The following is a 22,440-nucleotide window of genomic DNA, read 5'->3' as shown; positions in this document are numbered from 1 at the left end:
AGGGCTTTTTAACTTTGTTATTATTTAAGGAGCAATAAAGAGCAGGTAAATTATGTTTCGTATTTTAAAATTTGATGATGACTTTGTTTATCTCAGTCATCCTGACGGGCGACTTAAGAAAATAGATCGCACGCTTTTTGATTTTGATATAAAATTAGGAGACCGTATTGATGTCTACCAAGATGGGGACTTGACCGTTGTTACTCCGGCAGAAGTTCAAACGGACTTGAGCTTAGAGGGAGACAAATCTGTTAAATCACACCTCTTGCAAGGAATTTTAGATCTTTTTCTTGAGACTCTTAATATTCACAACAATCATTTGGGTGACTTGAAGAAGATTTTCACGCAATTATTGATTACACTCTTCATGGCTTGGAGCTTGCTAGGTGTTATTCTGGTTGAGATTCTTCTTTTCGCAGAATCGATTATTGTTTTCCTATGGAGACTCTTAGTTCGTCTTATTAAGTGGATGCATATTAAAGACAACACTAAGGTCTTGATTGATGAGACGCAAAAACGTCATGCTAAGCGTGAGCGTCAAAAAGCTCAAAGACTTGAGCAGGAAAGACGTCGTCAGGAAGAGCTAGAAGAACGTGAATACCTTCGTGAAACAGAACGTCAAAAGGAACTCATGATTGTTGAAGCTAGCCTTAGTCAGGAAGCAGAGCGTGAGAGCCTTTCAACTAGCCTTGCTTTGGAGCAAGCAGGTGCCTCAAGTCAATCTGCTAGTGAAGACTTGGTCGAAGAAAGCCAGTCAACTTCAGAGTCTGAAGTGATGTCTGAATCAGCAAAGTCTGAAAAATAGAACAAAAAAGAACTGAGAGTTAAAATCTCAGTTCTTTTTTTTGTATGAGAAAAGCACCAGAGGTGCTTGTGAGAGGTGACTAAAGTGTTTTTTCAGAGTCACGAACAATGAGCAAGTCAACTTTTGCGTGACGGAGAATGTATTCAGAAGATGAACCAATAAGCAAGCGTTCAAAAGTATTGAGACCAGTGGCACCAACCATAATAAGGTCAACATTTTCCTTATCAGGGATATCAACAGCCAAGAGGCTCTTAGGATTACCGAACTCAATAACTTTGCGAATCTTGGTTAAACCAGCTTCTCTGGCTTGGCGTTCAAAGTCAGCCAAAACAGCTTTAGCTTCGTCTTCTAGTTTTTCATAGATATAAGAGTCGAAAGTCGCAACGCTTTGAAGGGCGCGTGTATCGATAACGTGTACCAATAGTAACTGAGCATTATTACGTTTTGCAACGTGCACACCTTTAATAAAGGCCAGTTCTGATTCGTAAGAACCGTCGACAGCTACCATAATACGTTCATATTGTTGAGACATAAGCTCTACCTCCTATCTTTAGCTTTATTATACTCCTTTAATTTAAAAAATGAAAGCGTTGTTATGGATTTTCTGAAATCTTTTTTTGACTGCTTACTTTAGGATGTCCGTAGTAATGTGAAGATTTCAGTATTATCTAAAAATTGAAGATTGCATGAAAAAGAGGTATAATACAATCTGTTATTAGCTTCGTAAGAAACATGATAATTAAACAATAGGAAGACAAGTCTTCAGAAATGATACCAAATGGCTGAGCCTAAATAAAGTTGGTGTCAATAAAAGTGGAAATCCCCATCAGGTGTTGAATTTTCTTATTTTCTGCTAGATGTATCTGCTTTTAGTATCTTTTGAAAGGATTAACTTATGAAAACATTTGATAAATCATCAAAGTTGGAACACGTTGCCTATGATATTCGTGGACCAGTTTTGGATGAAGCCAACCGTATGATTGCTAACGGTGAAAAGATTCTTCGTCTTAATACGGGAAATCCTGCGGAATTTGGCTTTACAGCACCGGATGAAGTCATTCGTGATTTAATTATGAATGTTCGTAACAGTGAAGGGTATTCGGATAGTAAAGGGATTTTCTCAGCTCGTAAGGCGATTATGCAGTATTGCCAGTTAAAGGGATTCCCAAATGTAGATATTGATGATATTTATATTGGTAATGGTGTTTCAGAGATGATTTCCATATCTATGCAGGCCTTGCTTGATGATGGAGATGAGGTCTTGGTCCCAATGCCAGATTATCCTCTTTGGACAGCCTGTGTCAGTCTAGCAGGCGGTAATGCCGTACACTATGTATGTGATGAAAAATCTAACTGGTATCCAGATATTGATGATATCAAATCAAAGATTACATCAAATACTAAGGCAATTGTAGTCATCAATCCCAATAATCCTACAGGTTCGCTCTATCCTAAGGATGTTCTTGAACAGATTGTTGATATTGCTCGACAAAATGATTTGATTATCTTTGCGGATGAGATTTATGACCGCTTGGTTATGGATGGTAAGAAACATACTGCAATTGCTAGTCTTGCACCAGATGTCTTCTGCGTGTCTATGAATGGTCTTTCTAAGTCTCACCGCATCTGTGGTTTCCGTGTGGGTTGGATGGTTCTCTCTGGACCTAAAAAGAATGTCAAAGGCTATATTGAAGGGCTTAATATGTTGGCTAACATGCGTCTCTGTGCCAACGTGCTCTCTCAACACGTTATTCAGACTTCACTTGGTGGCTACCAATCCGTTGATGAGCTCTTGATTCCTGGTGGGCGTATCTATGAACAACGTGAGTTTATCACGAATACCGTAAACGCTATTCCAGGGCTATCAGCTGTTAAGCCAGATGCAGGGCTTTACATCTTCCCTAGGATTGACCGTAACATGTATGATATTGAAGATGATGAAGAATTCTGTCTTCGTCTCTTGAAGAAGGAGAAGGTTCTCCTAGTTCCAGGTAAAGGCTTTAACTGGAATGAACCAGATCACTTCCGTATTGTCTATCTTCCTCGAGTGGAAGAGTTGGCTGATCTCGGTAATAAAATCGAACGAGTCTTGTCATATTACAAGCGCTAATTCCTTAAAAAACTGGACAATAAGGCTCGTCCGGTTTTTATTGTTTTTAAAAGGGGGATATATTTGAGCAAAATCTGAACATTCTCCCTAAAAATGCCATAATATACTTAATATAATGAATAGTAGAATAATAAATAATTTTCAGACAATTGTTTGCAATTTCTGGGTTAAGTGTGCTATAATGATAGGGCTAGTGAGTCTTGACGCAGAAGATTAGTACAAGGCTTGATATTATTATGACTACAATAGAAAGTGAAGACAATAAATATGGCAAATTTGCTGGCTAAAACACGTAAAATTACATCTATCTTGCAACGCTCAGTAGACAGCTTGGAAGGAGATCTTCCATACAACAACATGGCTGCTCAATTGGCGGATATCATTGATTGTAACGCTGCTATCGTTAATGGTGGTGGTGCTCTCCTTGGTTTTGCCATGAAGTACAAAACCAACAATGATCGTGTGGAAGAGTTTTTTGAAGCTAAACAACTTCCAGAAGAATACACACGTGGTATCAGCCGTGTTTATGATACTCAAGAAAACATTGGTATTGACAGTGACTTGACCATTTTCCCAGTGGAGTCAAAAGATGACTTCCCAGATGGTTTGACTACAATTGCCCCTATCTATGGTGGTGGTATGCGTCTTGGTTCTTTCATCATTTGGCGTAACGATCATGATTTTGTGGATGAAGATCTTATCTTGGTTGAGATAGCCTCTACGGTAGTTGGGTTGCAGTTGTTGAACCTTCAAACAGAGAACTTGGAAGAAACGATTCGTAAACAAACAGCTATTAACATGGCTATTAATACCTTGTCTTACTCAGAAATCAAGGCAGTTTCAGCTATCTTGAATGAATTGGACGGTTTGGAAGGTCGCTTGACAGCATCTGTTATCGCTGACCGTATCGGAATTACGCGTTCAGTTATCGTTAATGCCCTTCGTAAGTTGGAATCAGCTGGTATTATTGAGAGTCGTTCACTCGGTATGAAAGGGACTTATCTTAAAGTCCTTAACGAAGGTATCTACGACAAATTGAAAGAATACGAATAAGAAGAATACTGAAAGAGAGTGAGGTAGGAGGACCTGCCCCACTTTTTTTAAAAGGAGAAAGTAGCATGACAAAGGCATTGATATCAATTGATTACTCTTATGATTTTGTGGCAGATGATGGGAAGTTGACGGCTGGTAAGCCTGCCCAAGCCATTGAAGATCGTATTGCTCAGGTAACTCAAGAAGCCTATGACAATGGGGATTATATCTTTGTTGCCATGGATCGACATGATGAAGGAGATACCTTCCATCCTGAGACTAAACTCTTTCCACCTCACAATATTGCAGGGACATCTGGGCGAGAACTTTATGGTAAGTTAGCTGGTGTATATGATGCCATCAAGGACGACCATCGTGTCTTTTGGATGGACAAGCGACACTATTCAGCCTTTTCCGGAACGGATTTAGATATTCGTTTACGTGAGCGTCGTGTGACGACAGTTGTTTTGACAGGAGTTTTAACAGATATTTGTGTGTTACATACGGCCATTGATGCTTATAATTTGGGCTATGATATCGAGGTGGTAGAGAGTGCAACAGCCTCCTTGACGCCTGAAGCTCATGACTTTGCTATCGGGCATTTTAAAAATGTGCTTGGAGCAACAATTGTGGAGTAAGAGATAGTTCTTACTCTTTTTTTGATAATTGTAATAATGAGGAGTGGTTTGGGAGTCAGCTCTTATCGAATGTGGGAATCTGCCCTACTCTCAATTTTTTTGTCTAAAATCATAGGATAGTATCAGTTTTCCGTAGTTTACTATAAGAAAACGATTACAGGCTATTGTATACTATTACCATATTAAGTCGAAAGATATAGGAGGTAGAATAATGACTAAAAAATTAACTTTTCCTGACGGATTTTTGTGGGGTGGTGCGACAGCAGCTAACCAATGTGAAGGTGCCTATGATGCTGATGGGCGTGGTTTAGCCAATGTTGATGTGGTGCCAATTGGTGAGGATCGCCTTTCGATTATTACTGGACGTCGCAAGATGTTTGATTTTGAGGATGGTTATTTTTATCCAGCTAAGGAAAGCATCGATATGTACCACCGTTACAAGGAAGATATTGCTCTCTTTGGTGAAATGGGCTTTAAGACTTATCGACTTTCTATTGCTTGGTCACGTATTTTTCCTAAGGGTGATGAGGCTGAGCCAAATGAAGCTGGGCTTGCCTTTTACGAGGACCTCTTCAAGGAATGTCACAAGCATGGCATTGAACCTTTGGTGACGATTACACACTTTGATTGTCCAATGCACTTGATTACCGAGTATGGAGGATGGCGTAATCGTAAGATGCTTGGCTTCTATGAAAATCTTTGCCGTACCCTTTTCACACGCTTTAAAGGTTTGGTTAAGTACTGGCTCACTTTCAATGAAATCAACATGATTCTCCATGCCCCATTTATGGGAGCAGGACTCTGCTTTGAAGAGGGTGAGAATGAGGAGCAGGTTAAATATCAGGCTGCTCACCATGAGTTGGTAGCCTCAGCTATGGTGACGAAATTGGCTCATGAGATTGACCCTGAAAATAAGGTCGGTTGTATGTTGGCAGCAGGTCAATATTATCCAAATACAGCCCATCCACGTGACTACTGGGCAGCTATGCAAGAAGACCGTAGTAGCTATTTCTTTACTGATGTTCAAGCTCGTGGAGAGTATCCAAATTATGCTAAGAAACAGTGGGAACGTGATGGCATTGAGCTTGAGATGACGGAAGAAGATTTGGCCCTTCTTAAAGAGCATACTGTTGATTTCGTTTCCTTCTCTTATTATGCAAGTCGTGTGGCTTCAGGTGATCCAGAGGTTAATGAAAAGACTGCTGGCAATATCTTTGCCTCTATTAAAAATCCATATTTGGAAGCTTCAGAGTGGGGTTGGCAAATTGACCCACTAGGCCTTCGTATTACCCTCAATGCTATTTGGGATCGTTACCAAAAGCCGATGTTTATCGTTGAAAATGGTCTTGGTGCTGTGGATACGCCAGATGAAAATGGTTATGTTGAAGACGATTACCGTATCGACTACTTGGCTGCCCACATCAAGGCTATGCGTGATGCTATTAATGAAGATGGTGTAGAGCTTTGGGGCTACACAACCTGGGGCTGTATCGACCTTGTTTCTGCTGGAACTGGTGAAATGAAGAAACGTTATGGCTTCATCTATGTGGACCGAGATAACGATGGTAATGGTAGTCTTAAACGCTCTAAGAAGAAATCATTTAACTGGTACAAAGAAGTTATCGCAAGTAACGGTGCCTCTGTAGAATAGTGCATTTGAGTTGTGTGCTGGTCTGGCTATAATTTTACGAATCTAGCAAGCACAGAAAGCAAATTGATCTCCGATTGAAGTCAGCCTTTGGGCTGGCTTTTTTGTAAGGGGTAGAAATTGTAATGTTTTCTAAAAAATGATATTCTTATTAGAGTTTGAGAGGAAGAAAACATGGGTAAAAAATCAGTTGTATTTGTAGCTGAGCTATCCTATATGGAAAAGTTAGAGGTAGCTCTTAAATCTTTGTGTGCACATCAAGGGCAGTGGAAAATTTATGTGCTAAATGAGAATTTACCAACAGAATGGTTTACGCTAATGAATCGTCGTTTAGAGGCTATTGATTCTGAAATTCTTAATTGTCGTGTGTCTGCAGAAAGCTTTAAACAATTTTCGCTTCCAAGTGCGCATATTCATTATGCGACTTTTTTCCGTTATGCGATACCTGAGTTTGTTCAAGAAAATCGTGTTCTCTATTTAGACTGTGACATGATCTTCACGCAGGATTTGTCACCACTTTTTGAAGTAGATCTGGGCGGATTTGGTATTGGAGCGGTAGTGGATCGTCCAACGACGACAGATGGTTTTAACGCTGGTTTGATGATTATTGATACCGATTGGTGGCGACAACACAAGGTGACAGAGTCTCTTTTTGAATTAACTAAGGAACATCACCAAAATGTTTATGGGGATCAAGGGATTTTGAATCTTTATTTTAAAGACGCCTGGCACCAACTTCCATGGACTTATAATCTCCAAGTAGGCTCTGACAAGGATCAGTACAGATATGGGGACTTGGATTGGTATGATGTTTTTAAAGGGGTGCCAGCGGTTATTCATTACACCTCTCACAATAAACCTTGGACCTCTAAGCGTTTCAATCGTTTCAGAGATATTTGGTGGTTTTATTATGCCCTATCTTGGGAAGACATCTTATTGAGAAAGCCATCCTTAAAGCTTAGCTTTAGTGATATGGTCGGTGATTTTCCTTACCATACGACTATTTATACTAATACGGCAGACATCTTTGAATTGGAACATTTACTGCAGGCTCTTCCAGATGTAGCTTTTCATGTTTTGGCTCATTCTCATTTCGGGTTTAATTTGGTGAAATTGGAGCAGTATCCAAACCTTATTCTCTATCCGTCCTTTGATCCATTGACCAGTCGAAAGGTTTTGGAAAAAATAGATTTTTATTTGGATATCAACCCATTTGACGAGGTTGATCATATCACAGAAACGATTCATCAGTTGGGTCTTCCAATTTTCTCTTTTGAAGGGACCAATCATGACCACACTGGAAAAAATCAAGTGTTCAAGAATGACCAAGTAGACCAAATGGTAGAGGCAGTTCGAGACTATATAGATACGATTGAGAGATAGACCATGGAAAATAAAGAAGTAGTTAGTATTGTGATTCCCATTTATAATGTGGAAGCTTACCTGAAGCAGTGTTTGGAAACGATAGTGAATCAGACTTATTCAAACCTTGAAATCATTCTTGTCAATGATGGTTCTCCTGACAATTCAGAGGAGATTTGCAAGGAATTTTTCAAGCGAGACCAACGTATTCGCTATGTGCGACAAGTTAATGGGGGCTTATCTGCAGCCCGAAATACAGGAATTGACTTGGCCACAGGTGATTACATCACTTTTGTAGACCCAGATGACTGGGTAACAGAGGATTATGTGGAGACCTTATACACTCAGCTTAAAAAGTATGAAGCAGATGTTTCTATTGCTAACTATAACTTGTTCAATGAGAGTACAAGTAAGTTTTTGATTAAGGTAACGGAGAACGATTATTCTGAAACCCTCTATGAAGGAAGAGATATCATAGATCAGGATGCCATTCAAGAGACACGAGATATGGCTTGGGCTTGTGCCATGATGAAACTCTACAAGATTTCCTTATTCGAGGATCTTCGTTTTCCTGTTGGTAAGAATGTCGAAGATAACTTCCTTATGTATAAACTATTGTTAAAAGCAAATCGTGTTGTCCATACTGAAAAATGTATCTACTGGTATCGAGTGGGACGTAAAGATACGCTGTCACAGGTCTGGACTGAAAAGCGTGTTTTAGATGAGATGGAAGCCAAAAATGAAAAATTAGCTTTGCTAGGTATGTTGGGCTATGATTTGACCTGGCACCGTTATATTTATAAGACGCGTCTAAAACGGGCGATTGAAAAAATGGAAGAAGCTAATCTTCAAGATACTGAGACCTATATGACGGCACAGGTTAACTTGAGATTTTTGGAGCAATAAAGGTCGAGGGTTAAGCTATTTATAGCTTGGATTAGTCAGAAAGGATAACTATGCTCATTATTGCACAAGAACCCAGTCAGGCAACGGAAAAACTGAGAAGATCACTAAACTCCTTTGGTATTCAGTCGCGTGTGTTTTACACGAATTTTGAAACGGATATTGATAAGGACACTATTAGTTTAGCATCGTCATTTATTTATTCCTCTGAGGAAGATTATCAAGGGAAACCACTCTTTTTTAACAATTTGTCAGTTCCTCTATATTGGGAATTGTGGACTTTGGGGATTACGACCTATATTTTTGATGGTCAAGACCGTCGTGCTAGTGTCATTTTTCGTGACAATCTAAAGGAACGTACGGTCAAACAAGTCCAATGGTTTGGACAAGGGGAAAAAGTTCTTGCGATAGACGATTATAATCGCTATGGCTGGCGTACCAAACAGCGTCTTCTGGATGATCAGGGACAAGGCATTATGGATATTTACTTTAATCGTAATCAAGAAGAGGTCTTGCTTCACTATATTCAAGATGGGTACTTGATTGATCAGGGATCTGAAGGAAGAGATAGGATTTTCTTGGGTAGGGAAGAATTAACTAAGGCTGTTTTGAATCGAATCCTAAAGTCAGACGAAGCTATCATCTGTATGGATTCCAAACTAATCTCGATTTTGCAGACCTTGAATGCTAATCGTCTGGTCTATTGCTCCGACAGTCATGATGGTCTTGAGTTTATTCAAAATCAAGTGAATCATGTTTTGATTACTAATTATTATCCACAAGAGGAACGTAGGTCAGGCATGATTTATTTAGCCGGTGCGGAACAAGAAGGTTCTCAGACTTTTGTGCCTCAGGCTATGGTGATGACTGCTTCTGAAAATATTGAGGGACTAGCTGACTTGGTTGATGCTTTTCCGGATATTGACTTTCACATCGGAGCCCAAACTAGTATGGGACCTAAATTGACTTGTCTCGAAGATAAGGGAAATGTCCATCTTTACCCAGGGATTCGTCAGGAGAAATACCAAGAGCTACTAAGGAAATGTTTCATTTATTTAGACTTGAATTATGGAAGTGAAGTGTCTGATGCAACATTGGATGCGATTGAAAATGGGCAGCTACTTTATGGCTTGGAATCAACGGTTCATCGTCACTACTATAAGGACTTACCAACGGTCTATACTTCCTTAGAGGAACTAGAGCAAGATTTCCGACAACTCTTACAGCAACCAGAGTTTTACCCTAAGTCTCTTGAAAGTCAGAAAGAGGTTTTGAAACTCGCCGAGAGAGAAGAAATCTTAGCTTTCTTTACTAGATTGAAGGGGGAAGAAGATGACAATTTACACCTTTAACCTATTGGTGGGCTTTGAGCCTAATGGTGTGGATGTGGCCCAGGCGTCGAGAGCTTTGATGCTACGTGAATTAAATGAGCCTGCTAAGTTTGTCTTTACGACCTGGCCACAACCCTATAAATTAGACTATTATCTTTCTTTAGGGCATCGCTACGAGGAACTCCTCCATGCCTATCTTAGCTTTACAGATCAAGACAGTCATATCCCATCCTTGACAGTGGGGGCCTTACAGCAAAAATTTAAGTTGACACGTCTAGATTTGAAGAGTCAAAGCGAAACAGACTCTGTTTATGTCTGTTCTGATGGCACTTCTTTAGTCTTCAAGATGGATTCCTACCAAAAAGGTTGTGTGCGGTATGTGGATTACCACGTCAATGGTATGCTTTTAAAGCGTGAGTGGTATGGAACAAGTAAATTAGTCACAGAATACTTTGAAAAAGGCATTACCATCAGGAGAAGTTATCACAATAAAGATGGTCGTATCGCCTTTGAAGAACTCAAGCAAGGGACCAGCTGGTTATATAGGTTGGGAACTGAGATTTTAGTAACAAAAACAGAGGTCATGCGTCGTTTTCTAGCAAGACTTCCGCTGACAACTGCGGATACCTTGTTGCTGGATAGGGCCTCCTTGATGGAGTTTATGCGACCGATTTATGAATTGGATACACCTGCAAAGTTAGGCTTCGTTTTTCATTCAGAGCATGAGTTTGAAAATGGCGACCTCTACTATGAGTATTATTACATCTTTAAGTACGCCCAACGTTTTGATTTCTTCATTACAGCTACAGAGGCACAAAAGGCTGTTTTAGAGAATACCCTGAAAAAGCAAGGTGTAACAGATGCTAGTATTCATGACCTAGCAGTGGGACATTTGGATAACCTTAGTTTTCCAGAGGAGCAGAGGAATCCTCTTAGTTTGATGACGGCTTCGCGATTGGATCCACGTAAACGCTTGGATTTAGCTATAAGAGCAGTCGCCCTTGCTCATGAAAAAGAGCCAAATCTTCACTTTGACATCTACGGCAAAGGTGGCGAGCAAGAGAATCTACAAGATCTGATTGATACTCTTGGGGCCGGTGACTTCATCCAACTTCGGGGTCATGCGGATTTGCGTGATGTCTACCCACAGTATGAACTTTATGTCACCGCCTCTCAGTGGGAGACCTTTGGCTTGACTCTGATGGAAGCGGTGGGAGCAGGTCTAGCCTTGGTTGGTTTTGACGCCCGTTATGGCAATCCAACTTTCATCAAAGATGGTAAAAACGGCTTTCTGGTTCCTTATAGCGAAACTATGGATGAGAACCTACTTGTTTCTCAGATGGCAGACAAAATTGTATTTGCCTTAGAAAGTGATCTTGAGTCTATGCACCAAGTCTCATATGACCTGGCAAAACAGTATTTGAAACCAGAAATCCTAGAGGCTTGGAGAAAGCTCTTGATAGCCATACGATAAGTGTTTTGAAAAAGCTCTATCTCTGTAAACTGTAGTAACAAAAAAGTTACTACAGTTTTTTTATCCTCCAAGCAAAATAGGCCTAATTATGGTAAAATAGAACGTATTGAAAAATCATCATTTCACGAAAGGAAGCAAGATGAAAATTACGCAAGAAGAGGTAACCCACGTTGCCAATCTTTCAAAATTGAAATTCTCTCCAGAAGAGACAGCTGAGTTTGCGACAACCTTGTCGAAGATTGTCGACATGGTGGAATTGTTGGAAGAAGTGGACACAACTGGTGTGGCCCCAACAACGACTATGGCTGATCGTAAGACCGTATTGCGTCCGGATGTTGCTGAAAAAGGGACAGACCGTGACCGCTTGTTTAAAAATGTACCTGAAAAAGATAACTACTACATCAAGGTGCCAGCTATCCTAGAAGATGGAGGAGATGCCTAATGTCATTCAACAATAAAACCATTGAAGAGTTGCACGACCTCCTTGTCTCTAAGGAAATTTCAGCAACCGAATTGACACAAGCGACACTTGACGATATCAAGGTGCGTGAAGAAGCGGTCAATGCCTTTGTGACGGTGGCTGAAGAAGCAGCACTTTCCCAAGCTAAGGCTATTGACGAAAAAGGAATTGATAAAGATAACCTCCTGTCAGGGATTCCACTCGCTGTCAAAGACAATATCTCAACAGATGGTATCTTGACGACTGCGGCTTCAAAAATGCTCTACAACTACGAGCCTATCTTTGATGCGACAGCTGTTGCCAATGCAAAAGCCAAAGATATGATTGTCATCGGGAAGACCAACATGGATGAATTTGCTATGGGTGGATCTGGTGAAACATCTTACTATGGGGCGACTAAAAATGCTTGGGACCACAGCAAGGTACCTGGTGGATCTTCTAGTGGTTCAGCAGCTTCTGTCGCTTCAGGGCAAGTTCGTTTGTCTCTTGGTTCTGATACCGGTGGTTCTATCCGCCAACCAGCTGCCTTCAACGGGATTGTTGGTCTCAAACCAACTTATGGAACTGTTTCACGTTTCGGTCTTATTGCCTTCGGTAGCTCACTTGACCAAATTGGTACCTTCTCACCAACCGTTAAGGAAAATGCCCAATTGCTCAATGTCATTGCCAGTGAAGATGCCAAAGATTCGACTTCTGCACCTGTTCGTGTAGCAGACTTTACTTCTAAGATTGGTCAAGATATCAAGGGCATGAAGATTGCCCTTCCAAAAGAATACCTTGGGGAAGGAATTGACCCAGAAGTCAAAGAAACTATCCTTAGTGCAGCTAAGCACTTTGAGAAATTGGGAGCAACTGTCGAAGAAGTCAGCCTGCCTCATTCTAAATACGGGGTTGCCGTCTACTACATCATTGCTTCATCTGAAGCTTCATCAAACTTGCAACGTTTCGATGGTATTCGTTATGGTTTCCGTGCGGAAGATGCCAAGAACTTGGAAGACATCTATGTGAACACTCGTAGCCAAGGCTTTGGTGATGAAGTGAAACGCCGTATCATGCTGGGCACCTTTAGTTTGTCATCTGGTTACTACGATGCTTACTACAAGAAAGCTGGTCAAGTCCGTACCCTCATTATCCAAGATTTTGAAAAAGTCTTTGCGGATTACGACCTCATCCTTGGTCCAACAGCTCCAAGCGTGGCCTTTGATTTGGATTCGCTCAACCATGATCCGGTTGCCATGTACTTGGCGGACTTGTTGACCATTCCAGTTAACTTGGCGGGTCTTCCAGGAATTTCGATTCCTGCAGGTTTTGCGCAAGGACTTCCAGTTGGTTTGCAGTTGATTGGTCCTAAGTATTCGGAAGAGACCATCTACCAAGCCGCAGCGGCCTTTGAAGCAACAACGGATTACCATAAGCAACAACCCCTTATTTTCGGAGGTGACAATTAATGAACTTTGAAACAGTCATCGGACTTGAAGTCCACGTTGAATTGAATACAAACTCAAAAATTTTCTCACCAACCTCTGCTCACTTTGGAAACGAGCAAAATGCCAATACCAATGTGATCGACTGGTCTTTCCCAGGGGTGCTTCCTGTCTTGAACAAGGGCGTTGTGGACGCTGGTATTAAGGCTGCTTTGGCCCTGAATATGGATATCCACCAGCACATGCACTTTGACCGTAAGAACTATTTCTACCCTGATAATCCAAAAGCCTACCAAATCTCACAATTTGACGAGCCAATTGGTTACAATGGGTGGATTGAAGTGCAATTGGAAGACGGCTCAACTAAGAAAATTGGGATTGAACGGGCCCACTTGGAAGAAGATGCCGGTAAGAACACCCACGGAACAGACGGTTTCTCTTATGTAGACCTCAACCGTCAGGGGGTGCCATTGATCGAGATCGTCTCTGAAGCAGATATGCGTTCTCCAGAAGAAGCCTATGCTTATTTGACAGCTTTGAAAGAAGTCATTCAATACACAGGTATTTCTGACGTCAAGATGGAAGAAGGATCAATGCGGGTCGATGCCAACATTTCCCTTCGCCCATACGGTCAAGAGGAATTTGGTACCAAGACGGAGTTGAAAAACTTGAACTCTTTCTCAAACGTCCGTAAAGGTCTTGAATACGAAGTGGAGCGTCAAGCGAAAATCTTGCGTTCAGGTGGTGTTATTCGTCAAGAAACACGCCGTTATGATGAGGCCAACAAGAGCACGATTCTTATGCGTGTCAAAGAAGGGGCAGCGGATTACCGTTACTTCCCAGAACCAGACCTTCCCTTGTTTGAAATCTCAGATGACTGGATTGAGGAAATGCGTACATCATTGCCTGAGTTTCCAAAAGACCGCCGTGCTCGCTATGTGGCAGAGCTTGGCTTGTCTGACTATGATGCCAACCAATTGACAGCTACTAAGGTCACATCTGACTTCTTTGAAGCAGCCGTAGCCCTTGGCGGAGACGCTAAACAAGTGTCTAACTGGCTCCAAGGTGAAGTCGCTCAATTTTTGAACGCAGAAGGTAAAACGCTTGAAGAAATCAAGTTGACACCAGAAAACTTGGTTGAAATGATTGCCATCATCGAGGATGGAACCATCTCTTCTAAGATTGCCAAGAAAGTCTTCGTTCATTTGGCGAAAAACGGTGGAGGTGCGCGTGAATACGTCGAAAAAGCTGGATTGGTACAGATTTCAGACCCTGAAGTCTTGATCCCAATCATCCACCAAGTCTTTGCAGACAATGAAGCAGCTGTAGCCGACTTCAAGTCAGGTAAACGTAACGCTGACAAGGCCTTCACAGGCTTCCTTATGAAAGCAACCAAAGGCCAAGCCAACCCACAAGTAGCTCTTAAACTACTTGCCCAAGAATTGGCGAAGTTGAAAGAAGAGTAATAGATAAAAAACCAGCCGAGAGGTTGGTTTTTTATCTATTATTAGGGTATACAAAAACTCCTAACGAGTGGAGTTCGTAGGAGTTTTTGAAAAAGACTAAGTGGCTTTAGAAATGAGGAAGAGCTGAAGCAACCTTCATTTCTTCAGGAACAGTGACAATAACTTGATGAGCTTTTAAATGATATTCATCAATAATCCATTGACGAAGTTTTTCTTTAGAGACATTAGCAGTTCCTCGGAATTCATGTCCGTTATCATGGACAGTCCAGTCTCCCATTTTCTTAAAATCAGTATTCTTAAGTAAGTCAGGGTATTGATCTAGCTCTTTAAGATGAATAATAGTAAAGGTATTACTATTACGTACAATGACGTTTTTCTTCAAAGTCTTACTTAAGTACCAGAAGAGTATAGCAACAGCGCTAACTCCAACAACAAGTCCTGCAAAAGCAATTAAAAACTGTATGAAATTCATATTATTGCCTCCTTATGAGACATAGTATACTCTTTATCTAAAACGTTTTCAAGCAAAGGATGACCTATTACTTTCCGTAGTATTATGGAAAAAGAATGCGTTTTCATTACCGCTTATGGAGTTTATAATAGAAGTATCAAAGTCAGGAGGAAAAACGATGACTACTTTTAAAGATGGATTTTTGTGGGGTGGTGCTGTTGCTGCTCATCAACTTGAAGGTGGATGGCAAGAAGGTGGTAAAGGAATCAGTGTTGCTGATGTGATGACTGCTGGTCGTCATGGAGTTGCCCGTGAAATTACCCCGGGAGTTTTGGAAGGTAAATATTATCCAAACCATGAGGCTATAGATTTTTACCATCGTTATAAAGGAGATATTGCACTTTTTGCTGAAATGGGATTTAAGTGCTTCCGAACATCGATTGCCTGGACACGTATTTTCCCCAAAGGTGATGAGTTAGAGCCCAATGAAGAAGGTTTGCAATTTTATGATGATCTTTTTGATGAGTGCTTGAAGTATGGAATTGAACCTGTAATTACGTTATCTCATTTTGAGATGCCTTATCATTTGGTTACAGAATACGGTGGGTGGAAAAATCGAAAATTGATTGATTTCTTTGCTCACTTTGCGGAAGTCGTATTCAAACGTTATAAAGATAAAGTTAAATACTGGATGACCTTTAATGAAATCAACAATCAGGCCAATTACCAGGAAGATTTTGCACCATTTACGAACTCTGGTATTGTATATGAGGAAGGTGACGACCGAGAAGCTATTATGTATCAAGCAGCACACTATGAGTTAGTAGCTTCTGCTCGAGCAGTAAAAATTGGTCATGAAATTAATCCAGATTTTCAAATTGGTTGTATGATTGCGATGTGTCCTATTTATCCTGCAACTTGTAATCCTAAAGATATTTTAATGGCTATGAAGGCTATGCAAAAACGTTATTACTTTACTGATGTACATGTTTTGGGGAAATATCCTGAACACATTCTCAAGTATTGGGAACGTAAAGGAATCTCAGTTGATTTTACAGATCAAGATAAAGAGGATTTACTTAGAGGAACAGTAGACTATATTGGATTTAGTTACTATATGTCTTTCGCTATCGATTCTCATCGTGAGAATAATCCTTATTTCGATTATCTTGAAACAGAAGATTTAGTTAAAAATAATTATGTTCAGGCATCTGAGTGGGAGTGGCAGATTGACCCAGAGGGCTTACGTTATGCATTAAACTGGTTTACTGATCACTATCATTTGCCACTATTCATTGTTGAAAATGGTTTTGGTGCTATAGACCAAGTTGAAGCAGATGGCATGGTTCATGATGATTATCGGATTGATTACCTAGGGGCTCATATTCGTGAAATGAAAAAAGCTGTAGTTGAAGATGGTGTTGATTTGATGGGATATACTCCTTGGGGCTGCATAGACCTAGTTTCAGCTGGTACCGGTGAGATGAGAAAACGTTACGGATTTATCTATGTGGATAAAGATGATGATGGACAAGGGACTTATGAACGCTCACCAAAGAAATCATTTAATTGGTATAAAGAAGTTATTGCATCTAATGGTGCAACGGTGGAATAAAACTAAGAAGCTGGGTGTATTCCCAGCTTCTTTAGTAAACATAGGAGAATAAATATGATTGGTAGTATTGCAGCAATTTTAACAACATTTGCCTTTTTGCCGCAAGTTGTGCGTTTGGTAAAAACAAAAGATACTGAATCAATTGCCTTAGGGATGTATGTTATGCAGGTTATTGGTATTGCTTTGTGGCTTGCTCATGGCCTTCATATTGGTGACTTACCTTTGATTTTGGCTAATAGTGTTTCCTTTTTACTATCTGGTATTATTTTGATTTATAAATTAAAGACAAATAATTATTTTCCGTATCGTTGAGGAAAAATCAGAAATGGTAATTGTAAGCGCTTTATTTTATAATTAAAGTGTAAATAAGAAGTAACCCAATCAGGTATCAATTTGATGGGATTAGATTAAAGGAGAAAATCTTATGGCAAAAGCATTGATTATTTGTGCAGCTGGAATGTCCTCATCACTTATGGCAAAGAAAACAACTGAGTTTCTAAAGGGGAAAGGTCAGGATATTGAGGTTGACGCTATTAGTGCCACTGAGGGCGGAAAAGCTATTGCAGCATCAGAATTTGATTTATACCTTGTAAGTCCTCAAACAAAAATGTATTTTAAACAGTTTGAAGAGGCAGGGGCTAAAGTCGGAAAACCAGTTGTTCAAATTCCACCACAAGCTTACATTCCAATTCCAATGGGAATTGAAAAAATGGCTAATTTAATTGTAGAAAACATCTAATTTTTGTTAAAGAAATAGTGTAAAAAAATAGATGTTAGTTAATATTATCTGTTGACTAGATTATAAATGATTCATAATGTAACTTATGCTCGATAAAAAGAAGTAAAGGTGTGAAAATATCCTATAATAGAAGGTGAATATATCATTTTTAGGAGGATATGTGATTGTCAAAAACTAGGGAAAAAAGCATCCTTCAATTCTTGATAAAGCATAGGGAACGTTATGTTACGAGTAAAGAGCTTGCTGAATACTTGTCCTGCTCGGATAGGACTGTACGTAGTTACTTAAAATCAATTGATCAAACCTTAAACCTTCAAGGTGTTAGCTTAGTATCAAAACAAGGACAAGGTTATAGACTGTTTTTTGAAAGCCAAGAAGCTTGCCAAACTTTTCGTCTGATTTATGAATTAGGAGATGATTATAATACAAAATCTTCCATGTCCCAAAGTGATGATCGGCTAGCCTTCATTTTAAATAAGCTCTTGTTTGAACAGGTTCCAGTTCTTTTTGATGATTTAGTTGAGGAGCTATATGTCAGTCGCTCAACCTTGTCTAATGATTTTAAAAAGATACGCCAGATGCTGGCTGAGTATAACCTAACTATAGAAAGTAGAGCGAATAAAGGTGTCTACGTTTCTGGTGAAGAACGAGACAAACGTCGCTTTATTATGAGTTATTTCTTGGAGAACCAGTTTTTTAAAGCATTGCACTCTTATGTGAAATCAAATTTTTTTGACCAAAATCTTCCATTAGAGGAATTGGCAAAGATTGTTTTAGAAGAATGTCAGGAAGCCAATCTAAAGTTGTCGGATTTTGTTTTACAAAATTTAGTTGTTCATATAGCTTTAGCAATAGGCCGTATCAAGTCTGGTTTTGAAATTAGTAACTTAGATTGTCAGATGGCAGATAATGATATTGAACGCCGGGTTGCTAAGAGGATTCTTTCAAGAGTTAGCGAGGTAACCAATCAGGAATTTCCAGTTCAAGAGATTGATTATGTTACCCTACATCTGTTAGCTAAAAGTCAGTTGCCCCAAAACAATCAAACAGAGTTTTCTAAAGAGGCACTGAGAGACTCGGTGGTCCAAAGCTTTAAAACCTTAGGGTTAGAGGACATATATCACTTTTCTTCGGATTTTCAACTTATTGAGAGTCTTATAACTCATTTGATGACCTTACAGGTACGTTTAGCCAGTCATATTAATCTTAGTAATCCATTGGTAGATGAGGTTAAACAGAATTATAGTGACGTATTCTTCATGACCAAGGAAATTCTTGCAAATATGGAAGCTTTTTCACAGGCTACTATATCTGATGATGAAATAGTTTATGTCTGTCTTCATTTCTTGGCTGCCATCGAACGTCGAAAAGAAAACCATAAATTTTCAGTATTGGCGATTTGTGCGACAGGTTTTGGAGCTGCTCAAATGCTCCGAAATCGCCTTGAATCTGAGCTTGGGAATCGTATAGAGGTGGTTGATGTCATAGGTTACTATGAGTTGAACCAAGAAAAGATAGAGGGGATTGATTTTATTGTATCGGCTGTTGATTTATCGAACCTTTACTTTCAGATACCAGTTTTTACGGTGAGTGTCTTTCTTAAATCCGAGGAAATATCTCAGATTCGTCATGCTATGAATCAGATGCAAGTCTCGAAAATTAGGAAACGTTCAGAAGTAGCCCCTATTGAAGACGACAATTTTAAACAGTACTTTAGTCAATATAACTTCTTTGTTTGGACGAAAGGCGATAAAACACGACTATTGGAAGAAATGGTTGAAGGTCTATCTGTCGGTGAATCAGATGATTTCAAACAATCTTTACTTTACGAAATTAAACAGCGTGAGGCATTAAGTTCAGTTGTTTTTTCCAAAAGAGTCGCGGTTCCACATCCCATTAGACCTTTGGGGAAAGAAGTTAAAGTCTCGGTTGCTATCTGTCAAGAACCTGTATCTTGGGATAGTCAAAGCTCACATATTCAACTTGTTTTTCTTTTATCACCATCATTATATGGAAATGATGGATTGAAGGATGTGACGAAGAAAATAGTTTCCTTAACAGAAAATGATGACTTACAAAAGCAATTAATTAATTGCAAGAAATTTGAAGAGTTTATTACAATATTCGAAAAAATAACATAGGAGGTTCGTATGAATCAAGAAGAACTACAGGTTGCAGCCTTTGAAATTATTCTTCATTCAGGTACTGCTAGAACAGAAATTCATGAAGCGTTTGCTGATATGCGAGAAGGTCGCTTTGACGAAGCAGAAGCTAAGTTAGACCATTCAAATGAAGAAATTTTAGAAGCACACCATGCACAAACAAAACTTTTGCAAGACTATGCAAGTGGTGTGGAAATCAAGATTGAAATTATCATGGTGCATGCTCAAGACCATTTAATGACCACAATGACTCTATTGGAAGTGGCAAAAGAAATGCTAGTTCTTCATAGAAAGGTTGGCTAAATAGATATAGTTAAACAAGGAGGAAGACAATGACAAAAAAAGAACAACTAGAAATCGAGCGTCAACGTCGGGAGACAGCATTAAAAAATACTTTCTTTAATCGTTACCTTCTTCTACGTTATACAATAGCACTCTTCTTTTTTGGCAATATTTATTGGCTTTTGAATCAATTTATTCGTCCTTCTTTTGTTATTGTTCTCCCTGTTACGTTAATTGTATTAGCGATTTTGGCTACTGTTGAGCAGTTTCGATTGTATGGCAAGCGTGATGAACGTTTGAAAGTGACTCAGATGTTTGTTCGCTCGCAAGCTGTTATTCAGGTGGGACTACTTGTTCTAACTTGGACAAGTCTGTTTACAACTCTTTTCCCAATTTTCGAAAATAATCAAGCTGCACGTTTCTTTGTTTTTGTCATTCTTTTACTAGGCTTGGGTCTATGCTTGCTAAATCTTAAAAGAATTCAAGAAATATATGAACGTAAAGATAAGGCTTATCAACGCTTTATCCAGTTAGAAAAGAGTTCTATAACCTTATAACATCTTTTAAAAGGATTGCTATTGAAATAAATATATAATTATTATTAAGGAGGTCCGATTATGGATCAACAAAACGGATTGTTTGGTTTCCTTGAAAATCATGTCATGGGACCAATGGGAAAACTTGCCCAGTTTAAAGTTGTACGTGCAATCACGGCAGCAGGTATGGCAGCTGTACCATTTACTATTGTTGGGTCAATGTTCTTGGTATTTAGTATTCTGCCACAAGCTTTCTCATTCTGGCCAATTGTAGCTGATATTTTCTCAGCTTCATTTGATAAGTTTACTTCTCTATACATGGTTGCTAACTATGCTACTATGGGTTCCCTCTCTCTTTACTTTGTTCTCTCACTTGCTTATGAGTTAACTAAAATCTATGCAGAAGAAGAAGAACTAAATATGAATCCTCTTAACGGTGCTCTTCTTGCGCTCATGGCGTTCATTATGACAGTTCCACAAATCATTTTTGACGGTGGAATGATGAAAGCTGTAGGTAGCCTTAAAGAAGGTGCAGTCGTTGTTGACGGTTGGGCAATGGGCAATGGCGTTACTCGTTTTGGTACTACTGGTATTTTCACAGCTATTATCATGGCTATTGTGACAGTTCTTATTTATCGTACATGTGTAAAACGTAATTGGGTTATTAAAATGCCTGAAGCTGTTCCAGAAGGGGTTTCTCGCGGATTTACAGCCTTGATTCCAGGATTCGTCGTTGCATTTGTAGTTATCTTTATTAACGGTGCACTCGTGGCGTTGGGAACTGACATCTTTAAAGTTATTGCTATTCCATTTGGGTTTGTTGCTAACCTAACTAACTCATGGATTGGATTAATGATTATTTATCTTTTAACTCAACTCCTCTGGATTGTAGGGATTCATGGTGCTAACATTATCTTTGCTTTCGTTAACCCTATCGCACTTGCTAACATGGCAGAAAATGCTGCTGGAGGACACTATGCTGTAGCTGGTGAGTTCTCTAACATGTTTGTTATCGCTGGTGGATCAGGTGCAACTCTTGGTCTGTGTCTCTACATTGCTTTTGCTGCTAAGTCAGAGCAACTCAAAGCGATTGGACGTGCCTCAGTTGTTCCAGCATTGTTCAACATTAATGAACCTTTGATTTTTGGTTTGCCAATTATCTATAATCCAGCATTAGCGATTCCATTTATCTTAGCTCCAATGGTTACAGCTACTATTTACTACTTTGTTAATGCATTGCATTTGATTAATCCTGTTATTGCACAAGTTCCATGGCCAACCCCAGTGGGAATCGGGGCCTTCTTAGGAACAGCAGATCTCCGTGCTGTCTTAGTTGCTCTTGTCTGTGCAGTTGCTGCCTTCCTTGTTTACTTCCCATTCATTCGTGTTTACGATAAGAAATTGTTGAAAGAGGAACAAGAAGCTTAATTTATGATTAAAGATCTTAACTTTGTTAAGGTCTTTTTTGTTATACTAATGGTATTCAATAAAACATCTATTAAGTAGGAGGCAACCCTATGAACAAATTCTTAAGAGTCCTATTTATCCTAGTCATCCTGGCCATGACTGGTGCCATTATTTTTCAGCTATTTTTCCCAACCTATATGGGAAGTCATTCAGGATATGGCATTTCCGTTGGCTGGCAGAGAGAGATTGGTATTTGGAATGTGGCGGTTCTGGTCATCCTCCTTGCCGTTAATCTCAAATACGATTGGTTTTATCTGAGAGCCGTTCTGCTTGCTTTGATTCTAGGTGGCCTCGGGATTGGGACCAATCATTTCCTTAACTATCTTCAACATCATCACTCAGTCAACGCCATAGGTGCTCTTGAAAATTATCTTTTAGTCCTTGGCTGGGTTGTCGGTTGGTGGCTAGAGGTGTCTCGAATCAAAAAGAAATAAGGTAACTATTGTTTAGATTAGGGAGGTACTTCATAGGATACTTCCCTTATTTTTTTGGTCTCTTTTTCCTTGACAAGTAAAAAGAAAACGTTTACAATTTG

22 protein-coding genes are annotated in these 22,440 nt (G+C 39.6%); 20 read left to right on the top strand and 2 right to left on the bottom strand.

What is annotated here, in order from left to right; all coding sequences use genetic code 11:
• Positions 1–52 precede the first annotated feature (52 nt).
• Positions 53–805, top strand: coding sequence for a hypothetical protein (locus H7U04_RS04515; protein ID WP_004183318.1), 753 nt, complete (start codon positions 53–55; stop codon positions 803–805).
• Between the two features lie 79 nt (positions 806–884).
• On the opposite strand, the gene H7U04_RS04510 is transcribed toward H7U04_RS04515, so the two are convergent.
• A complete protein-coding gene (locus H7U04_RS04510; RefSeq protein WP_002884397.1) occupies positions 885–1,337 on the bottom strand; it encodes a universal stress protein in 453 nt (150 codons plus the stop codon).
• 363 nt (positions 1,338–1,700) lie between these two features.
• On the opposite strand from H7U04_RS04510, the gene H7U04_RS04505 reads away from it, so the two are divergent.
• The 11 genes from H7U04_RS04505 (at position 1,701) to gatB (ending at position 14,653) form a co-directional block, all read left to right on the top strand.
• Positions 1,701–2,915 (top strand): pyridoxal phosphate-dependent aminotransferase, encoded by a 1,215-nt coding sequence (locus H7U04_RS04505; RefSeq protein ID WP_004183315.1) that lies wholly within the window; start codon positions 1,701–1,703, stop codon positions 2,913–2,915.
• A gap of 267 nt (positions 2,916–3,182) precedes the next feature.
• Complete coding sequence (codY, locus tag H7U04_RS04500; RefSeq protein WP_002884784.1) at positions 3,183–3,968, top strand: GTP-sensing pleiotropic transcriptional regulator CodY; 786 nt, start codon at positions 3,183–3,185, stop codon at positions 3,966–3,968.
• A 65-nt stretch (positions 3,969–4,033) separates the two neighbouring features.
• Positions 4,034–4,585, top strand: coding sequence for a cysteine hydrolase family protein (locus H7U04_RS04495; protein ID WP_073688410.1), 552 nt, complete (start codon positions 4,034–4,036; stop codon positions 4,583–4,585).
• A gap of 211 nt (positions 4,586–4,796) precedes the next feature.
• The gene (locus tag H7U04_RS04490) at positions 4,797–6,236 is read left to right on the top strand and encodes a 6-phospho-beta-glucosidase (protein WP_110981254.1); all 1,440 of its coding nucleotides are present in this window, start codon (positions 4,797–4,799) and stop codon (positions 6,234–6,236) included.
• Positions 6,237–6,407: 171 nt separating this feature from the next.
• A complete protein-coding gene (locus H7U04_RS04485; RefSeq protein WP_073689521.1) occupies positions 6,408–7,616 on the top strand; it encodes a glycosyltransferase in 1,209 nt (402 codons plus the stop codon).
• A gap of 3 nt (positions 7,617–7,619) precedes the next feature.
• Positions 7,620–8,501 (top strand): glycosyltransferase family 2 protein, encoded by an 882-nt coding sequence (locus tag H7U04_RS04480; protein ID WP_073689522.1) that lies wholly within the window; start codon positions 7,620–7,622, stop codon positions 8,499–8,501.
• Positions 8,502–8,551: 50 nt separating this feature from the next.
• Positions 8,552–9,850, top strand: a complete 1,299-nt coding sequence (locus H7U04_RS04475) for an accessory Sec system glycosyltransferase GtfB (RefSeq protein WP_073689523.1) — start codon at positions 8,552–8,554, stop codon at positions 9,848–9,850.
• Entirely contained in the window at positions 9,831–11,303 is a 1,473-nt protein-coding gene (locus tag H7U04_RS04470; protein ID WP_073689524.1) for a glycosyltransferase, read from the top strand. The genes H7U04_RS04475 and H7U04_RS04470 overlap by 20 nt, the downstream gene beginning before the upstream one ends.
• A 139-nt stretch (positions 11,304–11,442) precedes the next feature.
• Positions 11,443–11,745, top strand: coding sequence for an Asp-tRNA(Asn)/Glu-tRNA(Gln) amidotransferase subunit GatC (gene gatC / locus H7U04_RS04465; RefSeq protein WP_002884769.1), 303 nt, complete (start codon positions 11,443–11,445; stop codon positions 11,743–11,745).
• The gene (gene gatA / locus H7U04_RS04460) at positions 11,745–13,211 is read left to right on the top strand and encodes an Asp-tRNA(Asn)/Glu-tRNA(Gln) amidotransferase subunit GatA (protein WP_110981255.1); all 1,467 of its coding nucleotides are present in this window, start codon (positions 11,745–11,747) and stop codon (positions 13,209–13,211) included. The genes gatC and gatA overlap by 1 nt, the downstream gene beginning before the upstream one ends.
• Complete coding sequence (gene gatB, locus H7U04_RS04455) at positions 13,211–14,653, top strand: Asp-tRNA(Asn)/Glu-tRNA(Gln) amidotransferase subunit GatB (protein ID WP_084915358.1); 1,443 nt, start codon at positions 13,211–13,213, stop codon at positions 14,651–14,653. The genes gatA and gatB overlap by 1 nt, the downstream gene beginning before the upstream one ends.
• Positions 14,654–14,759: 106 nt before the next feature.
• Here the strand turns inward: gatB and H7U04_RS04450 are convergent, their stop codons facing one another.
• A complete protein-coding gene (locus H7U04_RS04450; RefSeq protein ID WP_073690247.1) occupies positions 14,760–15,125 on the bottom strand; it encodes a hypothetical protein in 366 nt (121 codons plus the stop codon).
• A 157-nt stretch (positions 15,126–15,282) separates the two neighbouring features.
• Between H7U04_RS04450 and H7U04_RS04445 the strand changes: the two genes are divergently transcribed.
• The 8 genes from H7U04_RS04445 to H7U04_RS04410 all read left to right on the top strand — a co-directional run bounded on the left by H7U04_RS04445 (position 15,283) and on the right by H7U04_RS04410 (position 22,339).
• Complete coding sequence (locus H7U04_RS04445) at positions 15,283–16,719, top strand: 6-phospho-beta-glucosidase (RefSeq protein WP_073690246.1); 1,437 nt, start codon at positions 15,283–15,285, stop codon at positions 16,717–16,719.
• A 54-nt stretch (positions 16,720–16,773) separates the two neighbouring features.
• Complete coding sequence (locus H7U04_RS04440) at positions 16,774–17,031, top strand: SemiSWEET transporter (RefSeq protein ID WP_073690245.1); 258 nt, start codon at positions 16,774–16,776, stop codon at positions 17,029–17,031.
• 112 nt (positions 17,032–17,143) lie between these two features.
• Positions 17,144–17,458 carry a PTS cellobiose transporter subunit IIB gene (locus tag H7U04_RS04435; RefSeq protein WP_003096262.1) on the top strand — a complete coding sequence of 105 codons (315 nt, stop codon included), beginning with the start codon at positions 17,144–17,146 and terminating at the stop codon, positions 17,456–17,458.
• 164 nt (positions 17,459–17,622) lie between these two features.
• Positions 17,623–19,599 carry a BglG family transcription antiterminator gene (locus tag H7U04_RS04430; RefSeq protein ID WP_110981256.1) on the top strand — a complete coding sequence of 659 codons (1,977 nt, stop codon included), beginning with the start codon at positions 17,623–17,625 and terminating at the stop codon, positions 19,597–19,599.
• A gap of 9 nt (positions 19,600–19,608) precedes the next feature.
• Complete coding sequence (locus H7U04_RS04425) at positions 19,609–19,923, top strand: PTS cellobiose transporter subunit IIA (RefSeq protein ID WP_003096270.1); 315 nt, start codon at positions 19,609–19,611, stop codon at positions 19,921–19,923.
• 29 nt (positions 19,924–19,952) lie between these two features.
• Positions 19,953–20,459 carry a hypothetical protein gene (locus tag H7U04_RS04420; RefSeq protein WP_048790341.1) on the top strand — a complete coding sequence of 169 codons (507 nt, stop codon included), beginning with the start codon at positions 19,953–19,955 and terminating at the stop codon, positions 20,457–20,459.
• 60 nt (positions 20,460–20,519) lie between these two features.
• Complete coding sequence (celB, locus tag H7U04_RS04415) at positions 20,520–21,866, top strand: PTS cellobiose transporter subunit IIC (protein ID WP_048674742.1); 1,347 nt, start codon at positions 20,520–20,522, stop codon at positions 21,864–21,866.
• Between the two features lie 89 nt (positions 21,867–21,955).
• Complete coding sequence (locus tag H7U04_RS04410) at positions 21,956–22,339, top strand: hypothetical protein (protein WP_110981257.1); 384 nt, start codon at positions 21,956–21,958, stop codon at positions 22,337–22,339.
• Positions 22,340–22,440: the final 101 nt, after the last annotated feature.

The organism is Streptococcus sp. 22.1 (assembly GCF_016648645.1).
GTDB lineage: Bacteria > Bacillota > Bacilli > Lactobacillales > Streptococcaceae > Streptococcus.
The sequence above is the reverse complement of the archived record's forward strand: the minus strand, read 5'-3'. Positions and strand labels throughout refer to the sequence as shown.

Coding starts and splice junctions, on each gene's coding strand:
- H7U04_RS04515 (WP_004183318.1), top strand. CDS start 53: ATGTTTCGTATTTTAAAATTTGATGATGACTTTGTTTATCTCAGTCAT.
- H7U04_RS04510 (WP_002884397.1), bottom strand. CDS start 1,337: ATGTCTCAACAATATGAACGTATTATGGTAGCTGTCGACGGTTCTTAC.
- H7U04_RS04505 (WP_004183315.1), top strand. CDS start 1,701: ATGAAAACATTTGATAAATCATCAAAGTTGGAACACGTTGCCTATGAT.
- codY (WP_002884784.1), top strand. CDS start 3,183: ATGGCAAATTTGCTGGCTAAAACACGTAAAATTACATCTATCTTGCAA.
- H7U04_RS04495 (WP_073688410.1), top strand. CDS start 4,034: ATGACAAAGGCATTGATATCAATTGATTACTCTTATGATTTTGTGGCA.
- H7U04_RS04490 (WP_110981254.1), top strand. CDS start 4,797: ATGACTAAAAAATTAACTTTTCCTGACGGATTTTTGTGGGGTGGTGCG.
- H7U04_RS04485 (WP_073689521.1), top strand. CDS start 6,408: ATGGGTAAAAAATCAGTTGTATTTGTAGCTGAGCTATCCTATATGGAA.
- H7U04_RS04480 (WP_073689522.1), top strand. CDS start 7,620: ATGGAAAATAAAGAAGTAGTTAGTATTGTGATTCCCATTTATAATGTG.
- H7U04_RS04475 (WP_073689523.1), top strand. CDS start 8,552: ATGCTCATTATTGCACAAGAACCCAGTCAGGCAACGGAAAAACTGAGA.
- H7U04_RS04470 (WP_073689524.1), top strand. CDS start 9,831: ATGACAATTTACACCTTTAACCTATTGGTGGGCTTTGAGCCTAATGGT.
- gatC (WP_002884769.1), top strand. CDS start 11,443: ATGAAAATTACGCAAGAAGAGGTAACCCACGTTGCCAATCTTTCAAAA.
- gatA (WP_110981255.1), top strand. CDS start 11,745: ATGTCATTCAACAATAAAACCATTGAAGAGTTGCACGACCTCCTTGTC.
- gatB (WP_084915358.1), top strand. CDS start 13,211: ATGAACTTTGAAACAGTCATCGGACTTGAAGTCCACGTTGAATTGAAT.
- H7U04_RS04450 (WP_073690247.1), bottom strand. CDS start 15,125: ATGAATTTCATACAGTTTTTAATTGCTTTTGCAGGACTTGTTGTTGGA.
- H7U04_RS04445 (WP_073690246.1), top strand. CDS start 15,283: ATGACTACTTTTAAAGATGGATTTTTGTGGGGTGGTGCTGTTGCTGCT.
- H7U04_RS04440 (WP_073690245.1), top strand. CDS start 16,774: ATGATTGGTAGTATTGCAGCAATTTTAACAACATTTGCCTTTTTGCCG.
- H7U04_RS04435 (WP_003096262.1), top strand. CDS start 17,144: ATGGCAAAAGCATTGATTATTTGTGCAGCTGGAATGTCCTCATCACTT.
- H7U04_RS04425 (WP_003096270.1), top strand. CDS start 19,609: ATGAATCAAGAAGAACTACAGGTTGCAGCCTTTGAAATTATTCTTCAT.
- H7U04_RS04420 (WP_048790341.1), top strand. CDS start 19,953: ATGACAAAAAAAGAACAACTAGAAATCGAGCGTCAACGTCGGGAGACA.
- celB (WP_048674742.1), top strand. CDS start 20,520: ATGGATCAACAAAACGGATTGTTTGGTTTCCTTGAAAATCATGTCATG.
- H7U04_RS04410 (WP_110981257.1), top strand. CDS start 21,956: ATGAACAAATTCTTAAGAGTCCTATTTATCCTAGTCATCCTGGCCATG.